General features: G+C 67.4%; 13 protein-coding genes and 1 pseudogene. 8 read left to right on the top strand and 6 right to left on the bottom strand.

All coding sequences use genetic code 11. The features are described from left to right. Positions 1 to 22: 22 nt before the first annotated feature. The 4 genes and pseudogenes from N416_RS0110215 to N416_RS0110200 all read right to left on the bottom strand — a co-directional run. Positions 23 to 613, bottom strand: a complete 591-nt coding sequence (locus tag N416_RS0110215) for an NAD(P)-dependent oxidoreductase (RefSeq protein WP_024442010.1) — start codon at positions 611 to 613, stop codon at positions 23 to 25. Continuing rightward, positions 610 to 1,110 (bottom strand): DUF302 domain-containing protein, encoded by a 501-nt coding sequence (locus N416_RS0110210; RefSeq protein WP_024442009.1) that lies wholly within the window; start codon positions 1,108 to 1,110, stop codon positions 610 to 612. The genes N416_RS0110215 and N416_RS0110210 overlap by 4 nt, the downstream gene beginning before the upstream one ends. Then, positions 1,097 to 2,074 carry a nitrilase-related carbon-nitrogen hydrolase gene (locus N416_RS0110205; protein ID WP_024442008.1) on the bottom strand — a complete coding sequence of 326 codons (978 nt, stop codon included), beginning with the start codon at positions 2,072 to 2,074 and terminating at the stop codon, positions 1,097 to 1,099. The genes N416_RS0110210 and N416_RS0110205 overlap by 14 nt, the downstream gene beginning before the upstream one ends. Continuing rightward, positions 2,071 to 2,361, bottom strand: a pseudogene (locus tag N416_RS0110200) (steroid 3-ketoacyl-CoA thiolase); the annotation flags it as partial. The gene N416_RS0110205 and the pseudogene N416_RS0110200, both read right to left, overlap by 4 nt. Positions 2,362 to 2,535: 174 nt before the next feature. Between N416_RS0110200 and N416_RS0110195 the strand changes: the two are divergent. Then, positions 2,536 to 3,024 carry a helix-turn-helix domain-containing protein gene (locus N416_RS0110195; RefSeq protein WP_024442006.1) on the top strand — a complete coding sequence of 163 codons (489 nt, stop codon included), beginning with the start codon at positions 2,536 to 2,538 and terminating at the stop codon, positions 3,022 to 3,024. A 15-nt stretch (positions 3,025 to 3,039) separates the two neighbouring features. Here N416_RS0110195 and N416_RS21515 read toward each other — a convergent pair whose 3' ends face one another. Together N416_RS21515 and N416_RS0110185 are read right to left on the bottom strand one after the other, a co-directional pair. Beyond that, positions 3,040 to 4,314 (bottom strand): cytochrome P450, encoded by a 1,275-nt coding sequence (locus tag N416_RS21515; protein ID WP_036457640.1) that lies wholly within the window; start codon positions 4,312 to 4,314, stop codon positions 3,040 to 3,042. After that, a complete protein-coding gene (locus N416_RS0110185; protein ID WP_024442005.1) occupies positions 4,311 to 5,474 on the bottom strand; it encodes an FAD-dependent oxidoreductase in 1,164 nt (387 codons plus the stop codon). The genes N416_RS21515 and N416_RS0110185 overlap by 4 nt, the downstream gene beginning before the upstream one ends. A gap of 361 nt (positions 5,475 to 5,835) precedes the next feature. Here N416_RS0110185 and N416_RS0110180 point away from each other — a divergent pair, with 361 nt between their 5' ends. From N416_RS0110180 to N416_RS0110150, 7 genes are all read left to right on the top strand, one after another. Next, positions 5,836 to 7,317 carry an amino acid permease gene (locus N416_RS0110180; protein ID WP_036457639.1) on the top strand — a complete coding sequence of 494 codons (1,482 nt, stop codon included), beginning with the start codon at positions 5,836 to 5,838 and terminating at the stop codon, positions 7,315 to 7,317. 17 nt (positions 7,318 to 7,334) lie between these two features. After that, entirely contained in the window at positions 7,335 to 7,517 is a 183-nt protein-coding gene (locus N416_RS0110175) for a hypothetical protein (RefSeq protein WP_024442003.1), read from the top strand. 115 nt (positions 7,518 to 7,632) lie between these two features. Continuing rightward, entirely contained in the window at positions 7,633 to 8,202 is a 570-nt protein-coding gene (locus N416_RS0110170) for a hypothetical protein (RefSeq protein WP_024442002.1), read from the top strand. A 58-nt stretch (positions 8,203 to 8,260) separates the two neighbouring features. Beyond that, a complete protein-coding gene (locus tag N416_RS22115) occupies positions 8,261 to 8,896 on the top strand; it encodes a hypothetical protein (protein WP_024442001.1) in 636 nt (211 codons plus the stop codon). A gap of 25 nt (positions 8,897 to 8,921) precedes the next feature. Continuing rightward, positions 8,922 to 9,293, top strand: coding sequence for a DUF3054 domain-containing protein (locus N416_RS0110160; protein ID WP_024442000.1), 372 nt, complete (start codon positions 8,922 to 8,924; stop codon positions 9,291 to 9,293). Positions 9,294 to 9,353: 60 nt separating this feature from the next. Further along, the gene (locus tag N416_RS0110155) at positions 9,354 to 9,932 is read left to right on the top strand and encodes a hypothetical protein (protein WP_024441999.1); all 579 of its coding nucleotides are present in this window, start codon (positions 9,354 to 9,356) and stop codon (positions 9,930 to 9,932) included. A gap of 235 nt (positions 9,933 to 10,167) precedes the next feature. Next, a complete protein-coding gene (locus tag N416_RS0110150; protein WP_036457645.1) occupies positions 10,168 to 13,035 on the top strand; it encodes a (Fe-S)-binding protein in 2,868 nt (955 codons plus the stop codon). Positions 13,036 to 13,056 lie beyond the last annotated feature (21 nt).

The raw sequence follows: 13,056 nt of genomic DNA, 5'->3' as shown, positions 1-13,056 counted from the left end.
TGCCCGGCGCGACGCAGTCGACTCAGCCGTCGACAACCGCCAGGATGCCCGTGGGAGCGCCGAGGGCAGCGAACGTCCGCGCGGCGGCGGTATCAATGTTCACCCGTGGTTCCGGAGGCAGCTCGCCCTGGTAGTAGGTACCGGGCCCGTACAACAGTCCGTAGCGTAGGACCACGCCGCTCGCCGCGAGCACCGCTTCTTCAAGCACTGCGACCGCATCGGCTTCCGCGCCGGGACGCATCCCCCACGCGACGCTTTGGGCGATGATCTTCGTCGCGCCCAATCCGTCCAACGCGTCGATGAGATTACGGGTGCCCTCGGATCGGATACGAGCGTTGAGCAGCGACTCCTCGGGCAGGTCGGCCAGATTGTCGGGTAGATCGGTCAACTCGTGCAGCAATACCTCAGGCGCAAAAAGTCGGACGGCCCGGGTCAGAGCCGGGCGGTCGAATACGTCGCAGACGATCGGCTGCGCACCCATTGCGGCCAGCAGGTCGGCCTTCTCGGCCGACCTCGTCATGGCGCCGACGGTATGGCCCGCTTCGACGAGCAGCGGAACCAGTCGGCTGCCGATCACACCCGAAGCACCCGCAACGAAGACGCGCTTGGTCATCCCGCGACCTTCCTCGCCAACGCGGCCAACTTGACGTCGAGTTCTTCTGCGGCTGCAAGCAGGGCAGGGTTGGGTTCGACGACCATCAACGAAGACGGTTTGACGTAGGTCAGACTGCTGCCGTTCTCCTCACCGATCAGCAGCAACTCCACCGGTGCAAACAACCCCGCGGTCAGGTCGTGGCGCAACATCGTGATCGCGATCAGCGGGTTGCCGATGATGACGCGCAACGCTTTCCGGTCGATGCCGGCCTTGGCGATCCAGCCGCCGTGATCGAAGACCGTGAACAACATGAATCCCCCAGGTCCGACGTGAGTTTGGACCTCATCGCGATAGGACTCCCAGCCGGCGAAGTCCTTCGCGATGTCGTCGATCGGGACCGGCCGGACACCGACCTCGGAGAACAACGCGGCCGCCAATTCGTCGTAGCTCTTCGTGCTCTGGTAGCACACCCTGGCTCCGGAGAAGCGGAGCTCGCGCGGATCAGACTGCGACACGGTCCACCCCCTCGAGATCGGCTTCGGTGGATCCTTCGAAGCGGTCCCGAACATGTGCCTGCGGGGTGCGGTCCACCAGCAGGCTCAGCAGATCCGGCCGGCTGTAGTGACCGGCGGCATCCATCTGCGACTTCCGGGCATCGATCACCGAGAAGTCCAGGTCGGCGACGACCTCGCCCTCACCGGCCAGCAGTGGCTCCCCCAGCAGCTCGCCGTGCGGAGTGACGATCGTGGTGAAGCACCCGCCCGAGATCGGGCCGATTGGACACCCGGTGTCGGCCATGATCCGGGCCTGTTGGTCGGCATCCAGCCAGGCGGTGGCGTTGACGACGAAAGCGGCCGATTCGAGTGCGTGATTACGCATGCTGGTCTCGATCTGGCGGGTGAACAGTTCGCCGGCAAACGATCCCGGCCACATGCCCGAGTGGATCTGCTCGCCGTCGGCGATCAAGGCGTAGCGGGCCAGCGGGATGTAGTGCTCCCAGCAGGCCAGCTGGCCGACCCGCCCGACCACACTGTCGACTGCACGCAGCCCGCTGCCGTCGCCCTGCCCCCAGAGCATCCGCTCGTGGTAGGTGGGCATGATCTTGCGCCGGCGCTGCAGCAGGCTTCCGTCGGCGTCGAACAGCAGCTGGGTGTTGTACAGCGACCCGCCGTCACGCTCGGTGACACCGACGGACACCACCATTTCTGCCTGCCGGGCCGCGGCGCCGATCGCCTCGATCTCCGGCGAAGGGATCGTCACGGCCTGCTCCATCAGTTTGAGGTGCTCCGCGCGCATCTCGAACGGCCGTTGGACGAAAGCGAAATAGGGGTAGTACGGGATCACCGTCTCCGGAAAGGCCGCGAATTGCACTCCGCGGCGCGACAAGTGGTCGATCCTGGCCACCACCCGTTCGACGGTTCCTTCCCGGCTGTAGAGCACCGGGCTGATCTGCACGGCCGCTGCTCGAATCGTGTTCATTGCCGTGCTCCCTCGAGCCGCTCGATGATGGTGGCGTTGGCCATGCCCCCGCCCTCACACATGGTCTGCAGACCGAACCGTTTTCCGCTGTGCCGCAGCGCGTGGACCAAGGTGGTCATCAGCCGCGCGCCGCTGGCGCCGAGCGGATGCCCTATCGCGATAGCACCGCCGTGGATGTTCGTCTTGGCCAGATCTGCACCGGTTTCCTTCGCCCAGGCCAGCACCACGGGCGCAAACGCCTCGTTGACCTCGAACAGATCGATGTCGGACAGCGTCATCCCGGCACGGCGACCACCAGGTTTGCCTTTGCCAGTCGGCGTGCGGACGGCTCCGACGATGACGGCGTCTCGATCTAGATATTCGACCATCATGAATCCTCCCACCTGCTGAGTATTGTTCTCTATACTCAGCTATACACCCTGGGTATAGTAGGGTCAACCCAGACCGGGAGGTGAATCGAGATGAATTTCCTGCAGGGCCCGCTGGCGGATCGCGATGGCTGGTCGGCGATCGGCGAGTGCCCGGTCGAAAAAACCATGGCCGCGGTGGGTACCAAGTCAGCAATGCTGATCATGCGCGAGGCCTACTACGGCACCACCCGGTTCGATGACTTTGCACACCGGGTCGGCATCACCAAGGCCGCCACCGCAACACGGCTCACGGAACTCGTCGATCTCGGATTGCTGGCCCGTCGGCCCTACCGTGAGCCCGGCCAGCGCAGCCGCGACGAATACGTCCTGACCGAGGCCGGCACCGACTTCATGCCCGTGGTCTGGGCCATGTTCCAGTGGGGGCAACGTCACCTGCCCAACCGTGACCGGCTACGCCTGACGCATCTGGCCTGCGGCGCGGACGCGCAGGTCGAGATCCGCTGCACCGAAGGTCACCGCGTCGAGCCTGGCGACCTGGGTGCACGGCTGGTCACATCGAAGGCATCACGTCCTGAATGACACCCGGGCTCTGGATCACAGGGTCGCCGGAATGCGCCGGAAGCCGTGCAGGGTGGCCAGCCCGCGCGGCGTGGGCGGGCCGTCGAGCCGCAGATCGGGGAACCGCTCGAACAGCGCCTGCAGCGCGATGGTGGCTTCCATACGGGCCAGGTTGGCGCCTAGGCAGGCGTGGATCCCGCTGCTGAACGACAGATGCTCTTTGGCGTTGGCCCGCGTGACATCGAAGCGGCCGGGATCGTGGAAAACGCCGGGGTCGCGATTGGCGCCGCCCAGCAGGAGCGCCACCGTTTCGCCGGCAGCGAGGTGGTACCCGGCAAGCTCGAGGTCGCCGAGGGCGTTGCGCGACGTCATCTGCACCGGGCTGTCGAAGCGCAACACCTCCTCGACCGCGCCCGGCCACAGCGGAGGATCCTCGCGCAACTTCGTCAACTGTTCGCGGTGGCGCAGCAACAGCACGATCGCGTTGCCGATCAGATTGATGGTGGTCTCGAAACCGGCCCCGGCGAGCAGCAATGCCGTCACGCCCAGTTCGCGTCGGTCGAGGTCCCCGTCGCGGATGATCTGGCTGTAGATGTCGCCACCGGGGTTGGTGCGCAACCGTTCGATGTGGTCGCTGAATTCGTGATCGTTTTCCCGCAGGGACTGCATGGCACCCCGAAACGTTTTCCAGGACACCCCGATATCGAGCAACGGTGCACCACGATCACCCCGGTCGAGCATCTGCGGCCGCTGCTCCTCGGGGATTCCGAGAATCTCGGCGATGATCAAAGCCGGCAGGGGCCCGGCGAAATCGGCGATCAGATCCGGATGCGCTGCCGATTCCACCCGATCCAGCAGTTCATCGGTGATCTCGACGATCCGGGCCCGCAACCTGTCGATCGCACGGGGCGTGAACGCGCGCACCACCGCACGCCGGTAGCGCGTGTGGTCGGGCGGATCGACCGCCAGCATCGAGGGGGGCTCCGCCGGATTCGGCAGCCGGGGATCTGTCAGGTCGATCATCCAGCGCACCGTCTTAGGCAGATTCATATTGACCGGGTTAGTCGCTCCGAACCTGTCGTCGCGCAGGATTGCCCGGCACAACTCGTGGTCGGCCGTCACCGCAGCGAACGGCGTGCGCGTCAGTCGGCCACGGGCACGGATCTGTTCGGTCAGCGGTTCGGGGTCGCCGCCACGCAGTGGCCCGAGGAGCAAGCGTGCCATCGGGTCGCCGCGCCGCGCCTGCACCGCAAGAAGCGCCCGCGGAAACCCCTGCAGCAGTGCCCACCGAAGCCACAGACCTGGTCTCATCGCGGCGCACCTGCCGTCGGCAACACAAACGCCGACCCTGCGGCGACCGTTGCCAGGTGCCGCATCAGCAGTGCTTCTGGAATCAGGCCGGTGGCACGACTAGCGGCGGCGCTGAGCACGGCGGGGCGTGCGTTGACGACTTTTCCGAACCACGCCGACTCCCGGACCAGCGGCGCAACCCGTGGGCGCCGGAACGCGACGAACCGGGCGAACGCGGTGGGCAGATCGGGTGCCTGATCGACGAACTCGGCCAGGATGGCGGCGTCTTCCAGCCCCTGGCAGCCACCCTGCCCGAGATGCGGACGCATGGGATGGGCCGCGTCACCGACCAACACGATCGGGCCGCGCGCCCAGTGCCGAATGGGCGCGCGATCGTAGAGGTCGTCGCGCAACACGTCGCCGGGCGAGGTCGCGGCGAGAATGCTCGGGATGGGCTCGCACCAAGGGGCGAACTTGGCTCGCAGGTAGGCCAGTTCCCCCTCGGGCGCTCGTTGTCCCTCGGGGACCCGCTCGGTGGCAAACCAGTAGGTCAGGTCCGGCCCCATCGGCACATGCCCGGTTTCGACTCCGGGACCCATCGTCTCGCCCGCCAGGTCAGGATCCAGCGCGTAGGCGGCGATTCCACGCCATGCGGTGTAGCCGACATAGCGCCGGCGCAGCGGGCCGTTGAGGTGGCGAGCCAGAACCGAGTGGATGCCGTCGGCGCCGACGACGGCATCGAATTCATCTGCCGTTCCATCCGAGAGTTGCAGCGCCACAACGTCTCCCGCCATAGCCACGTCGGTGGCGGCGAGCCCGTAGTGCAGCCTGCCCGCGGCCAGCGCTTCGGCGAGGATGTCGCGAAGCACCGAGCGCTGCACCACCACGAGCGGTTCACCGAGTGCCCGGACCATCCGCTCTGGCGCCGGGTGGCGTAGCCACGATCCGTCGTGCCAGCGCGCCGCCCCCGCGGTGATCCGGCCGCCCGCCGCTCGGACGGCATCTCCGAGGCCGAGCTGGTCCAGGGCGGCCAGCGCATTGGGCCAGATGCTGATCCCCGCACCCGATGAGGTGTCGGTCCGTTTTTCGACAACGGTGACCTCGTGTCCGCGGCGCTGCAGTCCCACCGCGGTCGCCAGCCCGGCGATGCCGGCCCCCACCACCGCGATCCGCTTGCTCATCGGGACTCACCGCCTACCTCATAGATCGGATTTCCTTGCGGCCCTTTGATTCTGGCGACGTGGGGCATCGCCGCGGCGACCTCGTGCGCATCTGCGACTGGCGCGGGTCGATCAGCCATAACCGCAACCGTAGTCACCCGTCGAACTGCAGGCGTTCGATCCGCTCGACGGTGCCCCACGGACCGGTGGTTTCACGTCGTGAGCTGCCGCGTCATTGACCGGGGCATCATCGGGTTCTTCTTCGAGAGAACACGCCCGACGACATCGGCCATTGGTTCACCTCGATATAGCGAAATAGCAGGGCCTGAGCGCCGTGGGCATTGGTCCTGACCAGCAACCCCGGTGCGTTACCCTCGCACCGATGTCACTTTCCCCCGCCCCGCACCCGATTTCCGGGGCTGCGCTGACCCGTGAGGACGAGGGCTACCACAAGGACTTGGCCCCGCGGCAGCTGCAGATGATTGCGCTCGGCGGTGCCATCGGGACCGGGTTGTTCCTCGGCGCCGGCGGCCGGCTCGCCTCGGCCGGGCCGGGCCTTTTCGTCGTCTACGCGGTGTGCGGCGGCTTTGCCTTCCTGATCCTGCGCGCACTGGGCGAACTGGTGCTGCATCGGCCATCGCCGGGATCGTTCGTCTCCTACGCGCGTGAGTTCTTCGGGGAGAAAACCGCCTACGTCGCGGGATGGTTGTACTTCCTGAACTGGTCGATGACCGGCATCGTCGACACCACCGCGATCGCCAGCTACTTCCACTATTGGCACCTGTTCGCGGTGATCCCGCAATGGACGCTGGCCTTGATCGCCCTGTTGGCCGTGCTGTCGATGAACCTGATCTCGGTGAAGCTCTTCGGTGAGCTGGAATTCTGGGCAGCGCTGATCAAGGTCCTCGCGCTGATGACGTTCCTGGTGGTGGGAACCATCTTCCTCGGCGGCCGCTACCAGGTCGACGGCCAAGAAACCGGCCTGCATCTCTTGACCCAGAACGGCGGATTCCTGCCTACCGGCCTGCTCCCGCTGGTGTTGGTGACCTCCGGGGTGGTGTTCTCCTACGCCGGGGTCGAACTGGTCGGCACCGCCGCCGGCGAAACCCCCAACCCCGAGAAGGTCATGCCACGGGCGATCAACTCGGTGGTGGCCCGCATCGGGATCTTCTACGTGGGATCGGTAGTCCTGTTGGCGCTGCTGCTGCCCTACACCGCTTTCAAGGAGCACCAGAGCCCGTTCGTCACGTTCTTCTCCAAGGTCGGCTTCACCGGCGCGGGCAGCCTGATGAACCTGGTGGTGCTGACCGCCGCGTTCTCCAGCCTCAACGCCGGGCTGTATTCCACCGGGCGGATCCTGCGCTCGATGGCGGTCAACGGCAGCGGTCCCGCGTTCACCGCCAAGATCTCGAAGAACGGGGTGCCCTACGGTGGCATCCTGCTGACCAGTGGCGTCGGCCTGCTAGGCGTCGTCCTCAACGCACTGCGCCCCGGGCAGGCCTTCGAGATCGTGCTCAACATCGCCGCGGTCGGAGTCATGGCGGCGTGGGCCACGATCGTGGCCTGCCAGCTGCGGTTGCTCCGGCTGGCCAATGCCGGGGTGCTCAAACGGCCGTCCTTCCGGATGCCGCTGGCTCCCTACAGCGGATATGTGACCTTGGTGTTCCTGGCCGGCGTGCTGGTCCTGATGTTGTTCGATCAGCGCAGCGGTCCGTTCGTCCGGGGAGTGCTGCTCATCGGCACACCGGCATTGATCGTCGGCTGGTATCTGGTGCGCGGCCGGGTGCAGGCCGCGGCCGCGCTCGCCGAGACACCTCCCGTGCAGACACCGGCTGCGGCCCTGCAGCCGGACCAGGACGAGTAGTAAGGCCGGAAAAACCTATGGCCCGCAACCGTTACGCAGCCGAGCCCCCGCTGTATGGAATGGTGCTGGTCTTCTGCGCCATCGCGATCGTGGCCGTCACCGCCTACCTGCACGCCGGTTGGTGGTCGCTGGTGGGCTACGCGCTCGCCGCGGTCACTGCCGTGGCGGGTGCGGTGCTGGCCTTCCGTGACTTTTCCTGACCGCGGGCTCCTCACCCGAACGACGTGCGCCGCACCGGCAGTACCGCGCGTCACTACAGCCACTGATGTCACGGGTTGCGTACGCTGGCCGCAATATACGTCAGCGGGGGAATCAGTGCAGGTACCAGACCAGGCGACGCGCAGGACGGCCGGAAAGCTGACGCTGGTGGCCGCGCTGCTGCTAACCGGTTGCAGCAGCACCGTCGACGGCCATCCGACCGCCGCGCCCGGCGGGGGACCGCCGGAGCCGTCGTTCCGGCCACCGCGTACCAGTACCGCGCCGCCGAGTCCATCGAGTCCGACCAGTCCGACCAAGCCCGCCACCCCGAGCCGGCCGGCCGACGCCATCCCGTTGCCGCCCGACGACAACGGCTACGTCTTCATCGAGACGAAATCCGGCCGGACCCGCTGCCAGATCTCCTCACCCCAGGTCGACTGTGAAGCACAGTTCACCAATACGCCCCTCAAGGACGGCCAGCACGCCAACGGCGTCAGTGTCAGCGCCGACGGCACTGTGCAGTGGGTGCTGGGCAACCTGGGCGACATCCCGGTCGTCACCATCGATTACCTGACCTACCAGGCGCAAGGCTGGACCATCAACGCCGATATCAACGGCACGCGGTTCACCAACGACCGCACCGGTCACGGCATGCGGGTCAGCATCGACAACATCGATACCTTCTGACTTCTCGCTGATTTCTCGCCCCAGTCGCCGGCCAGCACTTTCCGATACGATCGGTGAAATGGCGCGCTTCGGATCTTCGGACGGTTCCGGCAAACCCAGCGAGGACCAGACTCGGTCCATGCCCTACGGTCACCGCGGCCCGCAACCACCCGGCCCTTCTCCGGCTCCGTTCGGGCCCGCCAACCCGGGGCGCGTCCCCGAGCACCCACCCGGCAACGCCCCGACCCAATACGCCTCCTACCAAGCGTTCGACGAGCCGACCGACCCGCAGGGCACCGATTTCGCCGCGGCGTCGGACACTCCGTGGTTTCGCCGCCGATCGGTGCTGATCGCCTGGTTCGGGCTCATCGCAGTGATGCTCGCGCTGGTGGTCTGGGGAATCATCCAGCTGACCAGCCGTGGACCCGGTGGTGGCACGACCCCGGCAACCAGCTCGTCAAGCACCACCAGCTCCACGAGCAGCACTACCACCAGCAGCAGCACGAGCAGCTCCTCCAGTGCGCCGAGCACCACCGCACCGACGGCGGCCCCGCCCCGGCAGGCCCCGCCGCAGCAGCCGCCGGCGCAGCAGGCACCGCCCGCAAGCGAGCCCCCACGCCGCCGCCTCCCGCACCTGCCGTCGGTGATCACGATCCCGCCCATCCCCAAGGTGCCGGAGCTGCCGACGGTGATCACACTGCCGCCGCGGCGCTAAATCCCCGCCCCGGTACTCTCGCCGCATGCGATCACCGCGCACGCCGGCTTGGCTCGGGATTGACGTGGTAGCAGTGTTGCTCTTCTGCGCTCTCGGCCGGCGCAGCCACGACGAGGGCATCACCCTCAGCGGCCTGGCGACCACTGCTTGGCCGTTTCTGAGTGGCACCGCGCTGGGCTGGCTGGTGTCGCGCGGCTGGCGCAGGCCCACCGCGCTCTGGCCCACCGGGGTGGCGGTCTGGATCTCGACGGTGCTCGTCGGCATGCTTTTGCGCGAAGCGACCTCCGCCGGCGTGGCCACCAGCTTCGTCCTGGTCGCCTCGACGGTCACCGCCGTGTTCCTGCTCGGTTGGCGAGCTGTCACCGAGCTTGTCACCCGCCGGCGTTTGGCCAGCTGACGGGTTTCAGCCAGCGTCATCGCGGGTTTTCGTCAGGCGCGACACCTACCCTCGGTGCGTGTGAACCGATCGCCGGACGACCCCAACTTCGAGCCGACCCGGATGGCCGGCTACGACTACGGCGGTAACGGTGCCCACGGCGAGCCGGCCTATTACAGCGAACGCCGCGAGCCCGCCGGCCGCCAGCCCGAGTGGACCGAACCGCCGCCGCCACCAACCCCCTGGTATCTGCGACCCGTGGCGTTGGTCGGCCTGGGCGTGCTGACCGCAATCCTGCTCGCCCTGTTGGTGTGGGGCATGGTGCGACTGGTGAACAAGGAACCGATCCCCACCGCGCCGGCGCCCAGTTCGGTGACGTCCACCGCTCCCGCCGAAGAGCCCGCCGCCCCCGCCCCGCGACAGGCCCCGTCCGAGGCGGCCACCGACGAAAACCCGCCGCCGGCGACGGAATCCGCGCCGCCCACGTCCACCACCGAGGCACCGAGCACCACCACGAGCACCGAACCGCCCACCAGCACAACGCCACCGACCACAACCGAAGCCCCCACGACGACGGCGCCGAGCACCACGGCTGGGTCCACCACGCCCGCGCCGGCGCGACGGCCCCCGGAGATCGTCATCCCGCTGCCCGGGTTCTGAGTTCGGCATCGCCTCAGCGAGCGTGAAAGCGCGTTCGAATGGTCGCTCGCCGATACAGTTAGGCCAGCCTTTGTCGCGCTGAACCGCCTCGGAGTGGCACTATGAGCGAGCACCGAGTGGGGCTTGAACTGGTGCTGCGCAAGATTGGCGGTAAGTTACCCGTCAGTAACCATAGCTAAGTTACTGCCCGGTAACTTGTGGATGGGAGAGGCACTCCGTGACCGAAAATACCCAGATGCTGATCAGGCTGGTGGTCGGCCTGTCCATGACAGGGCTTGTCGGCCTGCTGGCCGCACGCCGGGTGTTCTGGCTCTTCCGACTGGTCATGTCTGGTCAGAAGGTCGGCGCCGAGCGGACGAACGACATCAAGACCCGGATCGAGACCCAGATCCGTGAGGTCGCCGGTCAGGCCAAGCTGCTGAAGTGGAACATCCCCGGGATCGCCCATTTCTTCACCATGTGGGCGTTCTTCGTCCTGATCACGGTCTACATCGAGGCCTACGGCCAGATGTTCAACCCACACTTCGCCATCCCGCTCGTCGGGCGCTGGGACGTCCTGGGCTTCATGCAGGACTTCTTCATCACCGCGGTCACCTTGTCGATCTTCGTGTTCATGGTCATCCGGGTGCTGCGCAACCCGACCGAGCACGGCCGGTCGTCCCGGTTCTACGGCTCGCACAACGGCGGTGCCTGGCTGATCCTCGTGATGATCCTCAACGTGGTCTGGACCTTCCTGCTGTTGCGCGGCGCCGCGGTCAACACCGGCACCCTGCCCTACGGCAAGGGGGCCTACCTGTCGCATCTGATGGGCAAGCTCATGGAGCCGCTGGGACTCGCGGTCAACGAGAACATCGAGACCGCCGCTCTGCTGCTGCACGTCGCGGTGGCGCTGGGCTTCCTGCTGATCGTGCTGAACTCCAAGCACCTGCACATCTTCTTGGCCCCGATCAACGTCACCTTCAAGCGACTGCCGAACGCCTTGGGCCCGCTGCTGCCGATCGAGTACCAGGGCGAGGCGCTGGACTTCGACAACCCGCCCGAAGACGCGGTGTTCGGGCGCGGCAAGATCGACGACTTCAGCTGGAAGGGCATGCTCGACTTCGCCACCTGTACCGAGTGTGGCCGCTGCCAGTCACAGTGTCCCGCCTGGAACACCGGCAAGCCGCTGAGCCCCAAGTTGCTCGTCATGGACCTGCGTGACCACTGGATGGCCAAGGCCCCCTACCTGCTCGGCGACAAGCCGATGCCGAACGGCGAGGTCGATCTGGCCGACGCCAAGCCGCTGGCCGGCCACCATGTGCCGGAAAAGGGCTTCGAGCGGATCGGCGGCTCCGGCCCGGAGCAGGCCGTCCGCCCGCTGGTGGGCACCGCCGAAGAAGGCGGCGTGATCGACCCCGACGTGCTGTGGTCGTGCACCAACTGTGGCGCCTGTGTCGAACAGTGCCCGGTGGACATCGAGCACATCGACCACATCGTCGACATGCGCCGCTACCAGGTGCTGGTGGAGTCGGAGTTCCCCTCCGAGTTGGGTGTGCTGTTCAAGAACCTGGAGAACAAGGGCAACCCGTGGGGGCAGAACGCCAAGGAGCGCACCTCCTGGATCGACGAACTCAACTTCGACATCCCGGTCTACGGCCAAGACGTCGACAGCTTCGACGGTTTCGAGTACCTATTCTGGGTGGGCTGCGCGGGCGCCTACGAGGACCGCGCCAAGAAGACCACCAAGGCGACCGCGGAGCTGCTGGCCGCCGCCGGGGTGAAGTTCCTGGTGCTGGGCACCGGGGAGACCTGTACCGGTGACCCCGCCCGTCGTGCCGGCAACGAGTTCCTTTTCCAGCAGTTGGCCGCGCAGAACGTCGAGATGCTCAACGAGGTGTTCGACGGTCTGGACAAGCCGGACCGCAAGATCATCGCCAGCTGCCCGCACTGCTTCAACACGATCTCTCGCGAATATCCGCAGCTGGGTAGCGAATACACGGTGCTGCACCACACTCAGGTGCTCAACCGGCTGGTGCGGGACAAGCGACTGATTCCAGTCGCCCCGGTGTCGCGGGAGGTCACCTACCACGACCCGTGCTTCCTGGGCCGCCACAACAAGGTCTACGAGCCGCCGCGTGAACTGGTGGAGGCGTCGGGTGCCAGCCTGGTCGAGATGCCGCGCAACCGCGACCGCTCGTTCTGTTGCGGCGCCGGCGGCGCCCGGATGTGGATGGAAGAGCACATCGGTAAGCGGGTCAACCACGACCGCGTCGACGAGGCGCTGGCCACCGGTGCCACCACCATCGCCACCGGCTGCCCGTTCTGCCGGGTGATGGTCAGCGACGGCATCGACGACCGCATCGAGGCCTCCGGGCGTTCCGATGTGGACGTGCGTGACATCGCCCAGCTGCTGCTGGAGTCCCTCGACATGGACGCGGTGACGTTGCCGGCCAAGGGCACTGCCGCCGAGGCCGCCGCCAAGGCCGGTCCGAAGAAGGTCGAGGAGAAGGCGACGGCACCGGCTGCGGTGGCCACCGCGACGGCGGAGAAGCCGGCGGCCGAGGCCAAGGCCGCGGCTCCGGTGACGGGCCTGGGGATGGCCGGTGGCGCCAAGCGCCCCGGCGCGAAGAAAGCGGCCCCGGCCGCTGCCCCCGCCGCCGAGGCCAGCGCCGCCGCACCCGCAGAGCCCGCCGCACCCGCAGCCCCGGTCAAGGGGCTCGGAATGGCCGGTGGCGCCAAGCGCCCGGGCGCCAAGAAGTCGGCTCCGGCCGCTGCACCGGCCGCTGAGGCCAGCGCTGCGGCACCCGCGGCACCGGCTGAGCCCGCAACTCCGGCTGAGCCCGCTGCACCGGCCGCTCCGGCCGCTCCGGTCAAGGGCCTGGGCATGGCAGCGGGCGCCCGCAAGCCGGGCGCTAAGAAAGCGGCTCCGGCAACCCCGGCCGCCGAGCCGGCGCAAGCCGCCGCTGAGCCGGCTTCCGAGCCGGTCGCTACCGAGCCGGAGACGGTGCCGGCAGCTCCCGAGGCTGCTCCCGAGGCCGCTCCCGCAGCGGAGGCGCCCAAGGAACAGCCGCCGGTGAAGGGGCTGGGCATCCAGCGCGGGGCACGCCCGCCTGGCAAACGCTGAGATAACAAGTTGGGGCCGTAT

The organism is Mycobacterium sp. UM_WGJ (assembly GCF_000455125.1).
GTDB lineage: Bacteria > Actinomycetota > Actinomycetes > Mycobacteriales > Mycobacteriaceae > Mycobacterium.
The sequence above is the reverse complement of the archived record's forward strand: the minus strand, read 5'-3'. Positions and strand labels throughout refer to the sequence as shown.